Origin of the sequence: Propionivibrio sp., from assembly GCF_029255185.1 — a bacterium.
Taxonomy (GTDB): domain Bacteria; phylum Pseudomonadota; class Gammaproteobacteria; order Burkholderiales; family Rhodocyclaceae; genus Propionivibrio.
The window spans coordinates 31,565-47,495 of record NZ_JAPUVO010000129.1 but is presented as its reverse complement, the minus strand read 5'-3'; the positions used below and the strand labels follow the sequence as shown (position 1 = coordinate 47,495).

At 57.4% G+C, this 15,931-nt stretch carries 18 protein-coding genes; 5 read left to right on the top strand and 13 right to left on the bottom strand.

Annotation, left to right across the window (positions count from 1 at the left end):
- Nucleotides 1–4 precede the first annotated feature (4 nt).
- Together flgL and Q1J43_RS13105 are read left to right on the top strand one after the other, a co-directional pair.
- Nucleotides 5–1,615: a flagellar hook-associated protein FlgL gene (gene flgL, locus Q1J43_RS13110; protein WP_301102944.1), complete on the top strand. Its 1,611-nt coding sequence runs from the start codon at nt 5–7 to the stop codon at nt 1,613–1,615.
- A 50-nt stretch (nt 1,616–1,665) separates the two neighbouring features.
- Nucleotides 1,666–2,094: a hypothetical protein gene (locus tag Q1J43_RS13105; RefSeq protein WP_301102943.1), complete on the top strand. Its 429-nt coding sequence runs from the start codon at nt 1,666–1,668 to the stop codon at nt 2,092–2,094.
- On the opposite strand, the gene fliR is transcribed toward Q1J43_RS13105, so the two are convergent.
- The 13 genes from fliR to fliF form a co-directional block, all read right to left on the bottom strand.
- Nucleotides 2,091–2,873 (bottom strand): flagellar biosynthetic protein FliR, encoded by a 783-nt coding sequence (gene fliR / locus Q1J43_RS13100; RefSeq protein WP_301102942.1) that lies wholly within the window; start codon nt 2,871–2,873, stop codon nt 2,091–2,093. The genes Q1J43_RS13105 and fliR overlap by 4 nt on opposite strands.
- A 7-nt stretch (nt 2,874–2,880) precedes the next feature.
- Nucleotides 2,881–3,150: a flagellar biosynthesis protein FliQ gene (gene fliQ, locus Q1J43_RS13095; protein ID WP_301102941.1), complete on the bottom strand. Its 270-nt coding sequence runs from the start codon at nt 3,148–3,150 to the stop codon at nt 2,881–2,883.
- A complete protein-coding gene (gene fliP, locus Q1J43_RS13090) occupies nt 3,147–3,908 on the bottom strand; it encodes a flagellar type III secretion system pore protein FliP (RefSeq protein WP_301102940.1) in 762 nt (253 codons plus the stop codon). Before fliP ends, fliQ begins: the two co-directional genes overlap by 4 nt.
- A complete protein-coding gene (gene fliO, locus Q1J43_RS13085) occupies nt 3,895–4,341 on the bottom strand; it encodes a flagellar biosynthetic protein FliO (protein ID WP_301102939.1) in 447 nt (148 codons plus the stop codon). Before fliO ends, fliP begins: the two co-directional genes overlap by 14 nt.
- 78 nt (nt 4,342–4,419) lie before the next feature.
- Nucleotides 4,420–4,836, bottom strand: a complete 417-nt coding sequence (gene fliN, locus Q1J43_RS13080; protein WP_301102938.1) for a flagellar motor switch protein FliN — start codon at nt 4,834–4,836, stop codon at nt 4,420–4,422.
- On the bottom strand, nt 4,833–5,834 hold the full coding sequence (gene fliM / locus Q1J43_RS13075; protein WP_301102937.1) for a flagellar motor switch protein FliM: 1,002 nt from the start codon (nt 5,832–5,834) through the stop codon (nt 4,833–4,835). The genes fliN and fliM overlap by 4 nt, the downstream gene beginning before the upstream one ends.
- Before the next feature lie 6 nt (nt 5,835–5,840).
- Nucleotides 5,841–6,386 carry a flagellar basal body-associated FliL family protein gene (locus Q1J43_RS13070; RefSeq protein ID WP_301102936.1) on the bottom strand — a complete coding sequence of 182 codons (546 nt, stop codon included), beginning with the start codon at nt 6,384–6,386 and terminating at the stop codon, nt 5,841–5,843.
- Between the two features lie 64 nt (nt 6,387–6,450).
- Entirely contained in the window at nt 6,451–7,473 is a 1,023-nt protein-coding gene (locus Q1J43_RS13065) for a flagellar hook-length control protein FliK (RefSeq protein ID WP_301102935.1), read from the bottom strand.
- Nucleotides 7,474–7,592: 119 nt separating this feature from the next.
- A complete protein-coding gene (fliJ, locus tag Q1J43_RS13060) occupies nt 7,593–8,039 on the bottom strand; it encodes a flagellar export protein FliJ (RefSeq protein WP_301102934.1) in 447 nt (148 codons plus the stop codon).
- Complete coding sequence (fliI, locus tag Q1J43_RS13055) at nt 8,036–9,466, bottom strand: flagellar protein export ATPase FliI (protein ID WP_301102933.1); 1,431 nt, start codon at nt 9,464–9,466, stop codon at nt 8,036–8,038. The genes fliJ and fliI overlap by 4 nt, the downstream gene beginning before the upstream one ends.
- A gap of 13 nt (nt 9,467–9,479) precedes the next feature.
- Nucleotides 9,480–10,154: a flagellar assembly protein FliH gene (locus Q1J43_RS13050; RefSeq protein WP_301102932.1), complete on the bottom strand. Its 675-nt coding sequence runs from the start codon at nt 10,152–10,154 to the stop codon at nt 9,480–9,482.
- 13 nt (nt 10,155–10,167) lie between these two features.
- Complete coding sequence (fliG, locus tag Q1J43_RS13045) at nt 10,168–11,166, bottom strand: flagellar motor switch protein FliG (protein ID WP_301102931.1); 999 nt, start codon at nt 11,164–11,166, stop codon at nt 10,168–10,170.
- Nucleotides 11,156–12,853, bottom strand: coding sequence for a flagellar basal-body MS-ring/collar protein FliF (gene fliF / locus Q1J43_RS13040; RefSeq protein WP_301102930.1), 1,698 nt, complete (start codon nt 12,851–12,853; stop codon nt 11,156–11,158). Before fliF ends, fliG begins: the two co-directional genes overlap by 11 nt.
- Nucleotides 12,854–12,957: 104 nt before the next feature.
- On the opposite strand from fliF, the gene Q1J43_RS13035 reads away from it, so the two are divergent.
- The 3 genes from Q1J43_RS13035 to fliE all read left to right on the top strand — a co-directional run bounded on the left by Q1J43_RS13035 (nt 12,958) and on the right by fliE (nt 15,899).
- Nucleotides 12,958–14,139 carry an ATP-binding protein gene (locus Q1J43_RS13035; RefSeq protein WP_301102929.1) on the top strand — a complete coding sequence of 394 codons (1,182 nt, stop codon included), beginning with the start codon at nt 12,958–12,960 and terminating at the stop codon, nt 14,137–14,139.
- Entirely contained in the window at nt 14,139–15,497 is a 1,359-nt protein-coding gene (locus Q1J43_RS13030) for a sigma-54 dependent transcriptional regulator (RefSeq protein WP_301102990.1), read from the top strand. Before Q1J43_RS13035 ends, Q1J43_RS13030 begins: the two co-directional genes overlap by 1 nt.
- A gap of 78 nt (nt 15,498–15,575) precedes the next feature.
- Nucleotides 15,576–15,899, top strand: coding sequence for a flagellar hook-basal body complex protein FliE (gene fliE / locus Q1J43_RS13025; protein ID WP_301102928.1), 324 nt, complete (start codon nt 15,576–15,578; stop codon nt 15,897–15,899).
- The last annotated feature ends 32 nt before the right edge of the window (nt 15,900–15,931 follow it).

Sequence of the window (15,931 nt, the reverse complement as noted above, 5' to 3'; positions counted from 1 at the left end):
TTCCATGCGAATCAGTACCAGTCAAATCTTTGATGCCGGTGCCTTGGGCATCCAGAACGGCCAGAGCAGTCTATATAAGCAGCAGAACCAGATGTCGACCGGGCGTCGGGTGCTGACGCCGCAGGATGATCCTGTTGCCGCAGCACAAGCCCTGGTGGTAACGCAAACTCAGGGCGTGAATGCGCAATACATTCAAAATCAGGGGCAGGCAACGAGTCAACTCGGGATGGTTGATAGCCAACTGACCTCTCTGGTTGACCTGCTGCAAAATGTACGTGAGCGCGTGGTTCAGGCGGGGAATACAACCTTGGCCCAAAGTGACCGTGCGGCGATTGCCACCGAGCTTGACTCGCGCCTATCCGAGATGCTGGGAATCGCCAATAGCGATAACGGTGTCGGTGAATATCTGTTTTCAGGATACCGGGGAAACGTGCTTCCCTTCGCCGTTGATACGACGCTCGGCGTAAGCCCGCCAGCAGCGAGCGCTTCGATCGGGTATTTTGGTGATGAGGGTGAGCGCTTGCTACAGGTCTCGTCCTCACGCCAGATGGCGATCAGCGTCGCCGGCAGCGATCTTTTCATGACTGCCAAAAAGGGAAACGGAACCTTTGTTCCTGCGAACGGTGGAAATGTAGGTGCCGCCATCACCGTCAAAGATCCACTGTCTACCGTCGCCACTGACTCAGGTACGGTCGTTGATCGGCAGCAATGGGCGGCGGCATTGGCTAACCCGTTGGCCGGCCAGCCACTTCAGATTATCTTTGCCGACCCAACACACTACGGTATTTACGACCCCGTCTCCACGTTAACGACCGGGCCGCTTCTCTATACGTCCGGCGCCGCGATTCCACTGATCACGGGTTCAACGCCAGCGGTAGATTTTTCTGCGCAGGTCGTTGTTACAGGAGTTCCGGTTGCTGGGGATACGATTACGATTAGCCCGAGTTCCAACCACGGGACTGCCACCGTTGATGCTGGATCGGTGCTCGATTATCAGAAATGGGCCGCAGCGGTGAATGACACCAATGCCGGCTTGCCGGTTGAGATTCGCTTTTCCCTGGACTTTTCCTCAGTTCCGACAGGCGTGTTGAGCTATGGTATTTACGATCCGGTCGGCGGGCTGACGGCATTGAAACCCTATACCTCAGGGCAGGAAATCCAACTGGTCACGAACAACGGGGTGGATTTTGGTTCGCAGCTTATGGTCAGCGGACAGCCGGCTGTCGGCGATACCTTTACGGTGACGCCCAGCACCAACCAGAGCCTGTTTCAGACCATGCAGAATCTGGTTGGCATTTTGCGCAACCCCGTCGGGGCAGGGTACACCTCGACACAGTTTGCAAATGACCTGGGTGCCGAGTTGACAAATATCAATCAGGCCTTCGATAACGTTGCCAGGGTGCAAGCGATTGTCGGGACCAGGATGCAGGAGATCGATTCACTGGGCAACTCAGCGTCGGACCTGGATGTTCAATACCAGGCCACCTTGTCGAGCCTGCAGGACCTTGATTACGCCAAGGCCATCTCAGATTTCATGAGCCAGAAAATGAATCTGGAAGCGGCACAACAATCCTTTGCCAAGATCAGCAGTTTGAGCCTGTTCAATTACCTGTGAGGGGCGACGTGTATAGTGCGCGAATTTTTTCAGCACTCTTGGTTGGGTTATTGATCGCTGCCTGTGAATCGACACAAACAGTTATTCCAAAAACCGGATCGATCGTTCCCGATGCCGTATTCCAACTCACGCCGACCACTGCCGTGACTCTGGATACCGTGCTTGCCGCTGCGGCAGCGGGCGCACTGATCTACGTGGTCTATGATCCTCTAGCGCCAAACTGGAGTATCGAGGAAAGGCTGCTCAACAAAGATACCTATTTGCTGTCGCTGCGGGCCAAGAGTTTCCGTACCGGCGGTGACGGCGAGGCGATCCAGATCGTCAAGCGACGTGCCTTGCAGCTTCAGCGCGAAAAGGGCTACGCTGGCTATCGCATTCTTGATTACTCGGAAGGCATCGAATCAAGTACCCCACTGACGCACCGTGTTTCCGAGGGAACCATACAACTGGTCAAAACTCAGCTTTCCCCGATGCGTTAGTTACTGGCTACGAAATAGCCGAGCATCGATTGCAGTCCGAACTCGAACAGTTGTTGCAGCGGCGCATTCAGATACGATAGGCTGAACAGCAGGGCGGCAAAGCCCAACACAATGGTTACCGGAAAACCGATGACCATGAGATTGAGCTGTGGTGCCACACGCCCGAGGACGCCCAGGGCAATATTAGTGATCAGCAGCGCGACGACCACTGGCAGCGCCAATAAAACTCCGGAAGAAAAAATGAGCCCCCCGGCATTGGCAATGTTCGACCAGCTTCCGCTGGCGGCTGCCCCAAGGCCTATGGGCAGGATCGTAAAGCTACGTACCAGCGTGGCAATGACCATCAGATGGCCGTTGATGGCCATGAAAATCAGCAAGGCGAGCATGCCCAAGAACTCTGAAATGACCGGGGTCTGGGACGCGCTCTGCGGGTCATAGGCGGTCGCGAAACCCAGCCCCATCTGGTTGCTAATCATGGTGCCGGCCAGATCGATGGCGCTGAATACCAGGCGCATGGCAAAGCCCATGGCCAAGCCAATGATCATTTGCTCGGCTAGGATTAGCAGGCCAAGTCCGGAAGCGGGATCCATCGAAGGAATGCTTGGCAAGGCGGGGGTGATGGCCATGGCGATGGCCAGCCCGAGCAGAAGGCGCACCAGCGGCGTTAGTCCGGCATTATTGAATGGCGGAGCGGCGACCAGGAGCGCGAGGATCCGTGCCAGCGGAAAGAAAAAGGCGACGACCCAGGCGTTGATTTCGACAGAGCTCAGGCTGATCATGGGCCGTTCAGCCGATGATCTGGGGAATGCTCTCAAAGAGCCGGCGGATGTAATCGACCATCATCTGTAGCATCCAGGGTCCGGCCAGGATCAGCACCAGGAACATGCCAACCAGTTTGGGGATGAACGAAAGCGTCTGTTCGTTGATCTGCGTCGCAGCCTGAAAAATACTAATGACCAAGCCGATCACGAGTGCTGACAGCAGCAGTGGTCCGGACAGGATTAAGGTCATCTCGATGGCCTGACGGCCAATATTCATGACCAGTTCGGGAGTCACGTTGCAAAACTCATGACCAGCGAACCGAGCAGCAGATGCCAGCCATCGACAAGTACAAAAAGCATCAGCTTGAACGGCAAAGACACCATGACCGGCGACATCATCATCATGCCCATCGACATCAGTACACTGGCGACCACCATGTCGATGATCAGAAAGGGAATAAAGATGATGAAACCGATCTGGAAGGCGGTTTTCAACTCGCTGGTGACGAAGGCCGGAATCAGCACACGCATCGGGATATCGCTCGCTGACTCCAGGGTGGGCAGTTTGGTCAGCCGGGCAAAGAGGCCAATGTCGGCTTCGCGTGTTTGTTTCAGCATGAAGCCACGCAGCGGTATTGCGCCACGTTCAAGCGCCTGGGCGAACGTGATGCGGTTCTCGGCAAGCGGCTGGTAGGCGTCGACATAAATCTTGTCCAGAACCGGGGCCATGATGAAAAAAGTCAGAAACAAGGAGAGGCCGATCAGAACCTGATTGGGCGGCGAGGTTTGTGTGCCCAGTGCGTGTCGCAACAAGGAAAGCACAATGATGATGCGGGTAAATCCGGTCATCATCAAGAGGGCGGCAGGGATGAAGGTCAGTGCCGTCAGCGTAACCAGCGTTTGCACGGAGAGCGTGTAGGTCTGACTGCCGCCAGCGCCGGGGGTGCTGGTCAGCGCTGGCAAGCCGCCGGCCTGGGCCCAGGCCGCCAGCGGTGAGAACAGCAGGAGCAGAGCGACTGGCATGAGCCAGCGGGTGTGTTTATTTATTTTCATTCTTGCGCTCGCTCATCTGCTTGAGCCATTGGCCAAAGGGCTTCTCGCTACCGGAGGCAGGCAGTTCGCCTTTGGCCAGGGTGTGCAGCGTTTTGATCTGCCCCGGGACAATGCCGACGACCAGCCAGGTATTGCCGATTTCGACGAGGACGATTCGTTCCCGGGTGCTGAGCATCAGGCCGCCAACAATGCGCAGGGGGCCGTTGTTGCCAAAACTGTGTCCGCCGTTGAGCTTACGCAGAAAATAGGCGCCAAAGAACAGGATGCCGATAATCAGCGTCAGGCCGAGCAGCATTTGCACTATTGCTGCACCGGATACGCCGGGCGCTTCGACACCGGAGGTCTGGGCAAAGGTGCGCGCCGAAAGCAGGGCAAGCAGCAGCACGCAGAGGCCGCGGGTAAAACGAGGAGGCAATCGGTAGTATCGAATCAAGGCAGTCGGCCAGTGTCCATTCTGGCCGCTATCTTAAAGCATGCGTACGTAAGGTGAAACCTTGATGCGAATCTAAATCTAGCGTCCAACCTTCCGCATGCGTTCGGAGGGGGTGATGATGTCAGTCAGACGGATGCCGAATTTGTCGTTGACCACCACGACTTCGCCTTGCGCGATGAGTGTGCCATTGACAAAGACCCCCATCGGTTCACCGGCCATCGCATCAAGTTCAACGACTGAGCCATGGGCCAGTTGCAGCAGGTTCTTGATGGTGATTTTTGTTCTGCCCAGTTCGACGGCCATCTGAACCGGGATGTCCAGAATCATGTCGAGTTCATTCATCATTTCAGCCTTGCCGCCGGTCTCGCTAAAGGCGGGAAATATCTGAGCCGGCTTGGCTGCCGGTGCGGCTTCGGCAATCGCCTGCTCGGCCATCGCTGCGGCCCAATCGTCTTCAGCGCTTGGCTCTGTAGCGTTCGGAGTTTCGTCAGTCATGATGTCCCTTTCAGAGCGACTTCCTCGCTCTCCGACGTTATGAATCGTTCGATCTTGAGTGCGAATTGTCTTCCTTGCTGCCCATAACGGCATTCCATCAGCGGAATATTGTCCACGCTAGCAACAATGGTTTCGGGGATGGTAATCGGAATGATGTCGCCGGCCTTCATCTTGAGAATCTGGTCAAGGGTGACCGTGGTCGCGGCGAGCTGTGCGGTGATTTCGACTTCGGCATCTTTGAGTTGCTTGCGCAGCATGACGATCCAGCGTTGATCGGTCGACAACTGGTCGCTTTGCATCGAGCTGTAGAGTAAGTCGCGGATCGGTTCAATCATTGAGTAGGGGAAGCAAATGTGCATGTCCGCTGCCGTTCCACCAAATTCCAGCGAGAACGTCGTCGAAATGACGATCTCGGACGGGGTGGCAATGTTGGCAAACTGCGAATTCATCTCGGAGCGGATGTATTCGAAGGAAAGGTCATATACCGGTTTCCACGAGCGGGAGTATTCCTTGAAGATAACGCCCAACAGCCCCTGAATGATGCGTTGTTCGGTCGGCGTGAAATCACGGCCTTCGACACGGGTATGGAAGCGACCGTCGCCGCCAAACATGTTGTCAACGACGAGAAAAACCAAGTTAGGGTCGAGAACGAAAAGCGAAGTGCCACGCAGCGGCTTGGCTGCAACTAGATTCAAATTGGTCGGCACCACCAGATTGCGTATGAATTCGCTATATTTTTGCACCCGGATCGGACCTACCGAGATGTCAGTCGTCCGATGCATGTAGTTGAACAACCCGATACGCAGATAGCGGGCGAATCGCTCGTTGACCAGTTCGAGCGTCGGCATGCGTCCGCGGACGATACGTTCCTGCGTTCCCAGGTTGTAGGGACGAGCGCCATCGACACTCGCATCGACGGCTTCAAGTTCGTCTGTTTCGCCGGAGACGCCCTTAAGTAGCGCGTCAACCTCGTCCTGGGAAAGAAAGTCGGTGGCCATTGCCGCTTATTGAATGATGAACGAGGTAAATAACACTTCCCTGATCGGGCCTTCGCCTGCCTTGACGCCCGGTTCAAGAATTTCATTGATCAAGTCACGCACTTCGTCGGCCAGGGTTTCCTTGCCTTCTTTGGTGATCAACTCAGTGGCCTTTTTCCCTGACAGAAGCATCATCACGTTGTTGCGCAATTTTGGTGTGTACGACCTTAGTTGTTCGCCTACGCTCAAATTTTCGACTTCAACCGAAATCATGATTTGTAAAAACTGATCACCATTTTCGGGAACAAGGTTAACGGTAAACTGGTCAAGCGCGACATAAACCGGCGCTGCTTCCTTTCCAGTTTTCTTCTTGTTGACTTTTGCTTTTTCGATTGTAACCTCGCCCTCATCGCCCCCCTGGGCAGCACGCCCTTTCAGCAAGAAGAAGGCGCCAAAGCCGCCAACAAGCAAAGCCAGTACAACGGCGGCAGCGATAATGATTATCAGCTTCTTGCTCTTTTTTGGAGGGGCCACGACGACTTCCTCCGCTTCGGGCTTGGCATCCTTGGCCATAGGCGAAACCTCCCTTTGTTAATTGTCTGTCAGTTTTTGCCGTCCAGCGGGTAGTGCATGGCAATCAGGCGAAAATATCAACCAGCCCGTTTCCCTGCTGCGCACCAAATGCTCCGATTTGCAGCGATCCTGCCGTGTTCCCGGCAAGTATAGCGTTATCGGCCATCGACCGCGATGAACTCTGCTGTTGCTCAGCGTTTCCACCCTGTTGTCTGAATGATTCGGCGCTGACGTTGGTTTGTCCCAATTCAATACCTGCACTGGCAAACATCTCGCGCAGTCTTGGCAAAGCCGTTTCGATCGCGTCGCGAACCTCGCCATGTGCCGAAGCAAAGGAAACCGAAGCGTTGCCCTTGTCCATGTTCACCGATATCTCTATCGGCCCCATTTGCGGCGGGTTCAAGGTCAATTGGGCGGACTGCTTGTCGTTAGTGGCGAGCCAGACGATTTTCTGGCCAAAATCTGCGCCCCAGTTTTGATCGCGGATTGGTGTGGGTAGGGCTAGTGATGGAATATCACGGTGAGTCGGGAGGTTGCTAATGTTGTTTGGCGCGGTGTTGTTGAGCACCGGGATGCTGTTTGAGAGGGGGTCGGTCGAAATGTTCTTGGGCAGTACGGCCTCAACCGCCACGGCAACAACGGGGGCAGCGGCAAATTTTGCCGCTTTGTCATCAGTGATCGGCGCCCCGGTTAGCACGGGTTCGGCGATGAGGGATTCGGTTTTTCCTTCTGCTTTAGGGTTTTTCCCGGGTGTTACGGATGTCTGCACTGCCGTCAAAGGGTCGGCCGTGACCTTGTCGGTCTTGGCAATGTCCGGCAAGGCGCTTTGGGTGCTGGTTTGCGGCGCAACAAACCCGAGTGCAGCCAGGAGGGAAGCCGCATCGGCGGTATCGGTTGGTGCCGCCGCATCAGCGACGGGTAAATCCGCTTGGATGGGAGGGGCAAAGGGTATCTCGGGTAGGCTGGCGGCCAGTTGGCCCAGCAACAGGCTGGCGAAATCCTGAGCGGATGTATCGCTGTCGCTCACATTATCGACTGCGGTGGCCTGTGTTGGCTTGGACGGTGCCGAAACGATGGTAATTGACATGGTCTTTCCTTGGTGGCGACTATTGCTCTGGTATGAGCAATATGCGTGCCATACGGAAAATCCTGGCGCTGTCTTCGCCAGGAATAAGTGATGAAACCGGCGATGAAGCAGGCGATGAATTAGCCAGCCGTCTTGTCGTCTTTCATGCGTGCAGCAAACTCGTCCTGGGTTTTTTGTTCACGCTTGAGTTCCTGGGCGTTTTCGCTGGCGTAGTGGCGTTCGGAAAGGGTATCGAAGGCCTTGAGTTTCGTTCGTTGCTGCTGCCAGTGTGTTTGGCCGGAAGCCGTGCGCTGCACCTGCTGTGCGACGGCCAGGCCCTGCGCATCAATGGCTTCGTCAAGTCGCGTGAGAAATTCCTGATAGTTGCGAAATTCGCGCTGAGCCAAGCCGTTCTGCGCCGCCGCCTGAAACCGTGTGGCGTATTCGCCGCGATACTGTTGCAACATTTCGAGTTTGTTTTTTGCGTTGCGTTCGTTGGCAACCAATCGTGCGAGTAGTTGCGTTGCATCATCGGCGCGCATTTGCATCAATTCGAGAACGGTTTGCAGGGAGAAAGGCTTGGTCATGACCGAACTGCGCGGTGAGCACCGAAGAGGGCATAAAGTTGATCAACGCTGCCTGAAAAATTGGCGCGTTCACTCAGGGTTTGCTGCAGGAAGCTTTCAAAGACGGGGTAGAGCTTGATCGCCTGATCGAGCAGCGGGTCGGTGCCAGCGACGTAGGCGCCGACGCTGATCAGGTCGCGTGAGCGTTGAAAGCGTGAGTAAAGCTGCTTGAAGTGGCGGATTTGTTCCAGATGTTCCGGCTCGATCAGATTGACCATGGCGCGCGAGATCGATTGCTCAATATCGATTGCCGGATAATGCCCGGCGTCGGCCAGCGTCCGCGACAGAACAACGTGACCGTCGAGGATGGCGCGTGCGGCATCGGCAATCGGATCTTGCTGGTCATCGCCTTCGGCCAGCACGGTATAGAAGGCGGTGATTGACCCTCCCCCGTCGGCCCCGTTGCCAGCGCGTTCAACCAGTTGTGGAAGCCGGGCAAACACCGAAGGCGGGTAGCCACGGGTGACCGGTGGCTCGCCGATGGCCAGAGCAATTTCACGTTGCGCCATGGCAAAGCGGGTCAGCGAATCCATGATCAGTAGGACATGGCGACCCTGATCGCGAAAGTATTCGGCGATCGATGTGGCGTAGGCGGCGCCTTGCAGGCGCATCAGCGGGCTGACGTCGGCCGGCGCGGCGACGACGACCGACCGGCGCAGCCCCTCCTCGCCGAGAATCTGTTCGATGAACTCCTTGACTTCGCGGCCGCGCTCACCAATCAGTCCGACGACAATGACCTCGGCCGAGGTGTAGCGCGCCATCATGCCGAGCAGGACGCTCTTGCCGACACCGGATCCGGAAAAAAGCCCCATGCGCTGCCCACGGCCAACGGTCAGCAGGGCATTGATGGCGCGAATGCCAACATCCAGCGATTGTTCGATCGGTGCGCGTGACATCGGGTTGACCGGGCGACTTTGCAGCGGACGCAGGGTGTCGGCGATGATTGGCCCGTGTTTGTCGAGGGGGCGGCCGGCACCGTCAATCACCCGTCCAAGCAGGGCGTTGCCGACTGGAAGAAGCTTGGCGCGATCAATGGCGCGCCGCTTGGTGTTTGGTGCTTGCCCCAGCTTTGGTGGCGTGGTGCGTGTTTCCAGAGCAACTACTCTGGCGCCAGGCGACAGGCCGTAAACATCCTCCGACGGCATCAGAAATAGCCGTTCGCCGTTGAAACCGACCACCTCGGCTTCGATCGACGAACCGCCGGCAGGAAGAATCCGGCAAGAACTGCCCAGTGGCAACTTCAGACCGGAAGCTTCCATGACCAGGCCATTGAGGCGTGTCAGGTGGCCGCTGGGGAGCAAGGGCGTGGCCTGACTGGCAGCTTCGCGGCAGTTGTCGAGAAAGCCGCGCCAAGCGCTCAGGCGCTCGTTTTTCAGGGCGTCATTCATGGTCATCAACGCCTCACGGCATATCGCTCAGCCACTCCTGGCTGATGCCGATGGATTCGATCACTCTTCGCCAGCGGGTTTCCAGGGTGGCGTCGACTTCGCTAGCGCCAAGTTCGACGCGACATCCGCCTGCGCTCAGCGTGGCGTCATCAATGATTCGCCAGTTGTTGTGCGCGAGCTGATCGCCAAGGTGCGAGCGGATCAATGCCGCATCGTCGGGATGGGCGAAGAGGGCCGGATGGCCCATATGCGGGTGGAGTGTGGAGACTGCTTCCTTGACTACCGGCAGCAGCAGTTCCGGTTTGACGCGCAGGCTCTGGTGCAGCATCTGACTGGCGATTTCAACGGCGGTCGCCAGCAATTGGTCGGCAACCTGCTGGTCGAGCGCCATGAGCGACTGCTGCAGACTGGTCATCAGAACATCGATTCTGGTCGCGCTGGCGCGCGTTAGCGCAAGTCCTTCCGCATGACCAGCGGCGTAACCCTGCGCGTGAGCTTCGATATGCATGCGCTCAATGTCGTCCGCCGTCGGCAGGACTACCGGCTCGGCACTTTCAGCTTTGCTGATGTCAGCCGGTGCCGCTGCTACTTTGGCTGTGTGTGCGGCGTCCTGTTCGGCTTCGTCGAAGGCAGCAACTTCCCAGCGCTGGTAAGCGGTGAGTTTCTCTTTGGGAGAAAAGCTGGTCATGGCCGCAGCGCGCTCAGATCATTTCCTCGCCACCCGCGCCGCCGAGCACGATCTGGCCTTCGTCGGCCAGACGGCGAACAATCTTGAGGATTTCCTTTTGCTCGCCTTCGACTTCCGAGAGGCGCACCGGGCCGCGCGATTCGAGATCTTCGCGCAACATTTCTGCCGCACGCTGCGACATGTTCCTGAAAATCTTTTCGCGCAATGGCTCGGAAGCGCCTTTCAAGGCAAGAATCAACGAGTCAGATTGGATTTCGCGTAGGAGCAACTGGATGCCGCGGTCGTCCAGATCAAGCAGGTTCTCGAAGACGAACATTTCATCGAGAATTTTCTGTGCCAGGTCGGGGTCGTATTCGCGGATCGAATCAACGACCGTCGTTTCATTGGCGGTGCCCATGAAATTAAGGATTTCAGCGACCGCGCGCACTCCGCCCATGGCCGACTTCTTGATGTTGGCGGAGCCCGAGAGCAGGCGAAGCATGACGTCGTTCAACTCTCTTAGCGCCTCGGGCTGAATCCCTTCAAGGGTGGCGATGCGCAGTATTACATCGTTGCGCAGGCGCTCGGTAAAGTGATTAAGAATGTCACTGGCATGGTCTTTTTCGAGGTGGACGAGAATGGTGGCAATGATTTGCGGGTGTTCGTTGCGGATCAGATCGGAGACTGTCGGCGCATCCATCCATTTCAGTCCTTCAATGCCGTTGGTATCGCCGCCCTGAAGAATGCGCGAGATCAGGTTGGCCGCCTTGTCGTCCCCCAGCGCCTTGGTCAGCACTGAGCGGACATAGGCGTCGGTATCGACGTGCACTGCTGCGGCGTCGCGCGCTGTCTTTTGGAATTGAGCCAGAACGTCTTCTACCCGGGTGCGCGGCACCGACTTCAAGGCGGCCATGGCGTGCCCCAGCTTCTGTACCTCTTTCGGGCCGAGGTGCTTGAGCACTTCGGAGGCGTAGTCCTCGCCGAGCGCAATGAGCAGAATGGCGCTCCTTTCCACGCCGTCTTCAACTGGCATTGGCGCCCGTCCAGTCCTTGATGATGTTGGCGACAACATTCGGGTCTTGCTTTGCGAGGTCGCGTGCGTGCCCGAGTTTTCGCTCCAGGGACTCTGCTGCCGAAGGTGGCAGATTTTCCTCGTCGTCGACGACGATGTTGACGCGCGCTGGGCGCGGCGGTGCGGCAAGCATTGACTTGGCGAGCGGGATAACAATCTTGAGCATCAGGTAGGCGATGATGGCAGCAATAGCGCCGTATTTGAAGAGTTCCTTGAGCAGCGAGAGAATCTCCGGGTCTTTCCAGAGCGGGATTCCCGAATCGTTCCGGTCAATGGTTGTGAACGGCGCATTGGCCACCGAGACGGTGTCGCCGCGTTCCTTGTTAAAACCCATGGCCTCCTTGACCAGCTCGTTGATCTGTTTGAGTTCGACGTCAGAGAGCGGCTTGTTGAGGCCTTTGGCGTCCTTGCGGTGATTGATTACGACCGCCGCCGACAAACGCTTGATCGTACCGACCGATTGTTTGGTGTGACGAATGGTCTTGTCGACCTCGTAATTAACCGTCGAATCCTTGCGCGTGTTAATCGGCTGGGCGACGCTGGCGATCGGCGCCTGAACACCGGCGGCGTTAAGCTGGCCCGGCAAGGGTTGGCCGGGGGCAGCGACAGTGCCTGCGCCGGGGACGGCCGGCAGCGTTAGCGGAGCGGTGGCCGGCACGGGAGGTTGGTTGGAGAGCGCCCCCGGAATGCCGAGTGCCGACGGCGTGGCGCTCGCCGATTCACTACTCTGCTGGCTGCGGATGCTGATGTCGGGTGGTGTGGTATTCGGACGGTGTGTTTCAGCCGTCTGCTCACTTTGCGAGAAATCAACATCGGCGGCAATCTGGACGCGCACGTTGCCTTGTCCGACAATCGGCGACAGTATGTCGTCCACCCGCTTGATGGCGCTTGCCTCGATTTCCTGGACGTAACGGATCTGCGACGGATCGAGGCCGACCTCCATTAATTTGCTCTTCAATTGCGAGAGTAGCGCCCCACTCTGGTCAATGAGCGTGACTCCAGAGACGGCAAGATTCGGTACGCTGGCGGCGACCAGATTCTGGATGCCGGCGATTTGCGAGGGATCGAGCAAGCGACCGGGGTACAGGTTGATCAACACGGAAGCCGAGGGTTTCAATTCTTCGCGAACGAAAACGCTTGGTTTGGGAATCGCCAGATGTACGCGCGCTGTCTGAACCGCGCCGATCGACTGGATGGTGCGAGACAATTCGCCTTCGAGGCCGCGCTGATAATTGACCTGCTCGGCAAACTGACTGATGCCAAACTTCTGATTTTCCATGAGCTCGAAGCCAACGCCGCCACCTTTGGGCAAGCCTTGCGTGGCGAGGCGCAGGCGGACCTCATGCACCCGCCCACCGGGGATCAGAATGGCGCCGCCACTTTCGTTGAAGCGGTAGGGAATGTTGAGCTGTTCAAGCGAAGCGATGATGGCGCCGCCATCACGTTCGGAGATATTGGAAAAAAGAACACGGTAGTCGGCCTGCTTGAGCCAGGTGCTGCTGGCCACGATCAGGGCGACGACAGCAGCAATCGAAATCATCAGCAGAATCTTCTGCTGGTTGCTCAAACGCGACAGGGCATAGCGCAGGCGATCAGTCAGATTGTCTGTGCCTACTGTAGGTCTGGTGTTGGTTCCGGTCGCCGCCATGCTTGCGATAATGTGTTAACTTTGCGATTAATCAAGCAAAAAGCGAAAAGTGCTGAGAAATATTCTACTATTGTAGCTGTTAATTGCACGGGATTTTCCATCGAATGAGTGAAGCGGCGCAAATAGCGGCCCCGGAGATGAAAGCGCAGGAATTGCAGCGTGCTTTTGATGTTTTCAATCAGGTGTCGCTCGAGCTCACTCAGGCTTACGAGGGCTTGCAAGGTCGTGTTGAATCGCTGACCGCCGAGTTGGCCGTTGCCAATGGTGAGTTGCTTAGGCAATACCAGGAAAAGGAGGCGCTTTCCGAGCGTCTTTCCCTGCTGCTTAACGCCCTACCCGCCGGTGTGGTGGTTCTCGACAGCGCAGCACTGATCAGCGAAGCCAATCCGGTCGCCCGACAAATGCTCGGTCAGGCCATCATTGGCAGCGATTGGTCAGCGCTGGCGCAAGCGCAGCTTGCTGCCAGCGATGCGCCGGACGAGTGGCAGCTTGACGCGCGGCGCGTTTCGATTGCCGAGAGTCCGATTGATTCAGCAGGCGGGCGTCTGCTGCTGATTCACGACATTACGGTTGCCCATGAACTCAAGGCCGAGGTTGAACGCAACCAGCGCCTGGCGGCGATGGGTGAGATGGCCGCCGCGCTGGCGCACCAGTTGCGAACACCGCTGGCCACGGCCTTGCTTTACAGCGCCAATCTTGCTCAGCCGGATCTTTCCGATGCCGCACGTACCCGCTTTGCCGGTAAGGCGAGTGAACAGTTGAAGCGTCTCGAGCGCTTGATTCAGGATGTCCTTCTTTTCGCGCGCGGTGAGAGTATTGGTCGTGATGTGATCCCTGCCGCAGCGCTGATTGCCGAAGTCGCCCAGACGATGGCGCCCCTGTGCCAGGAAAAAGGGGTCAGTTTCAGCGTCACCGCCCAGGTCGGTGATGCTATGATCACCGGCAGTCGGAAGGCGCTCGGTGGTGCGCTGGTCAACCTTTTGGAAAATGCCCTGCAGGTCTGCGAGGGGCGTCATGAAGGCGCTGCACAGGTCAGTCTGGGCGCCTGTATCGCTGGTCGGCACCTTCGACTCAGCGTGCGCGATACCGGGGGCGGTATCGCGCCGGAAGCGCAGGCGCGGATTTTCGAACCCTTTTTTACCACTCGGGGTCAGGGGACAGGGCTTGGTCTGGCCATCGCGCTCGGTGTCGCGCGTGCTCATGGCGGCAGCATCGAAGTCAGTTCAATACCCGGTGAGGGGTCGGAATTCGTCATGCTGCTGCCTGCCGGGACGATAGCTGAATGATGGCTCAGGGATTGCCGATACTGGTTGTCGAAGACGACCCCAATTTGCGCGAAGCGGTGTGCGATACGCTCGAACTTGCCGGGCAGGCGGTCGTTTCTGCGTCGGGCGGGGAAGCGGCGCTCAATCTGCTCGAAGCACAGCCTGTGGCGCTGGTGGTCAGCGACGTGCGCATGATGCCGATGGACGGGATTGCCCTGCTCAAAGAGGTTCGTAGCCGTTTCCCGCATCTGCCGGTGGTGTTGATGACCGCCTATGCCGATGTTGACCGGGCGGTTGAGGCCATGCGTTGCGGCGCCTGCGATTTCCTGCTCAAGCCTTTCGAACCGAAGGCGCTGCTTGAACACGTGGCGCGCTACCGTCTGCCGGAAGCGATGGATGACGACCGGGTGGTCGCCAAGGACCCGGTAAGCCGCAATCTTTTCGCCCTGGCCGCACGTGTGGCACAGACCGACACCACAGTATTGCTAACTGGTGAAAGCGGCGTTGGCAAGGAGGTTGTCGCACGCTACATCCACAATCATTCGCAGCGTCGGTCTGGCCCCTTTGTCGCCATTAACTGCGCGGCCATTCCGGACAGCTTGCTCGAAGCGACTTTGTTTGGCTATGAGAAAGGTGCGTTTACCGGTGCGCAGCAGGCTCAGGCCGGCAAGTTCGAACAGGCACAGAATGGAACACTGCTGCTCGATGAAGTGACCGAGATGCCGATCGGACTGCAAGCGAAGCTCCTGCGCGTTCTTCAGGAACGTGAGGTCGAGCGGGTTGGTGGCAAGAAACCGGTCGCCCTGGATATTCGCATTATTGCCACGTCCAACCGGGACATGGCCGAGGCCGTGAGCAGGGGCGTTTTGCGCGAGGACGTTTATTATCGGCTGAACGTGTTTCCCCTGTTGATTCCCGCCCTGCGTCAGCGTCCCGACGATATTGTGCCGCTGGCGCAGCATTTTCTGGCCGAGCACGGCGGTCGTTCACGGCGGACCGGGCTGCGCCTGTCAGCGTCTGCCGAGGATGCACTGCGCCGACACGGGTGGCCGGGAAACGTTCGAGAACTGGAAAATGTCATGCAGCGCGCCGTGATCTTTGCTCCGGGGAATGTCGTTGAAGTTGATGCCTTGCATCTCACGCTGGCGGTGTCGATGCCAGCGGCCGGTGCCATGCGGCAGAATACAGATTCATCAGCAGCACTGGCGGACGAGCAAAAGACCGATAATATGAGAGACATGGAGCGTGAGCATATTCTGGACACCCTGAACGCGGTGGCTGGTTCGCGCAAACTTGCCGGCGAACGCCTGGGAATGTCTGAACGGACTTTGCGACACAAGCTTAAACAGTACCGGGAAGCCGGGTTGTTCATCGAGTGAGCAGATAATTTCCGTTCGCGGCTGTCAATCTGGCGCACTTATTGCGTTGGTCATTGTGACAAATGTTTGGAGAAGGTAATGGATACCCAGGGTATTGATCAGATGCTGAGTGTTTTGCGGGCGACTGCGGCGCAGGCCGGTGGCCGTGTATCCGAAGCACAGAGCCCGGCAACGGGTGGGGCTGACTTCGCTCAGGTGTTGCAGAATTCGATCGCTCAGGTCAATCAGACGCAGCAGCAGGCGGAGGGCATGGCGGCAAATTTTGCCGCCGGCGAGGGTGGCGGCAATCTGCACGAGGTCATGATTTCACTGCAGAAAGCCAATATTTCTTTTCAGGAAATGGTACAGGTGCGCAACAAGCTCGTATCGGCGTATCACGACGTGATGAATATGCAGATATAAAACGCTGCGCTGACTTTTACACTGTGCAGAGA

Coding starts and splice junctions, on each gene's coding strand:
- Q1J43_RS13035 (WP_301102929.1), top strand. CDS start 12,958: ATGAGTGAAGCGGCGCAAATAGCGGCCCCGGAGATGAAAGCGCAGGAA.
- Q1J43_RS13070 (WP_301102936.1), bottom strand. CDS start 6,386: ATGGCCAAGGATGCCAAGCCCGAAGCGGAGGAAGTCGTCGTGGCCCCT.
- Q1J43_RS13050 (WP_301102932.1), bottom strand. CDS start 10,154: ATGACCAGCTTTTCTCCCAAAGAGAAACTCACCGCTTACCAGCGCTGG.
- Q1J43_RS13065 (WP_301102935.1), bottom strand. CDS start 7,473: ATGTCAATTACCATCGTTTCGGCACCGTCCAAGCCAACACAGGCCACC.
- fliJ (WP_301102934.1), bottom strand. CDS start 8,039: ATGACCAAGCCTTTCTCCCTGCAAACCGTTCTCGAATTGATGCAAATG.
- fliG (WP_301102931.1), bottom strand. CDS start 11,166: ATGCCAGTTGAAGACGGCGTGGAAAGGAGCGCCATTCTGCTCATTGCG.
- fliI (WP_301102933.1), bottom strand. CDS start 9,466: ATGAATGACGCCCTGAAAAACGAGCGCCTGAGCGCTTGGCGCGGCTTT.
- fliM (WP_301102937.1), bottom strand. CDS start 5,834: ATGGCCACCGACTTTCTTTCCCAGGACGAGGTTGACGCGCTACTTAAG.
- fliP (WP_301102940.1), bottom strand. CDS start 3,908: ATGAAAATAAATAAACACACCCGCTGGCTCATGCCAGTCGCTCTGCTC.
- fliE (WP_301102928.1), top strand. CDS start 15,576: ATGGATACCCAGGGTATTGATCAGATGCTGAGTGTTTTGCGGGCGACT.
- fliN (WP_301102938.1), bottom strand. CDS start 4,836: ATGACTGACGAAACTCCGAACGCTACAGAGCCAAGCGCTGAAGACGAT.
- Q1J43_RS13030 (WP_301102990.1), top strand. CDS start 14,139: ATGGCTCAGGGATTGCCGATACTGGTTGTCGAAGACGACCCCAATTTG.
- flgL (WP_301102944.1), top strand. CDS start 5: ATGCGAATCAGTACCAGTCAAATCTTTGATGCCGGTGCCTTGGGCATC.
- fliF (WP_301102930.1), bottom strand. CDS start 12,853: ATGGCGGCGACCGGAACCAACACCAGACCTACAGTAGGCACAGACAAT.
- fliR (WP_301102942.1), bottom strand. CDS start 2,873: ATGATCAGCCTGAGCTCTGTCGAAATCAACGCCTGGGTCGTCGCCTTT.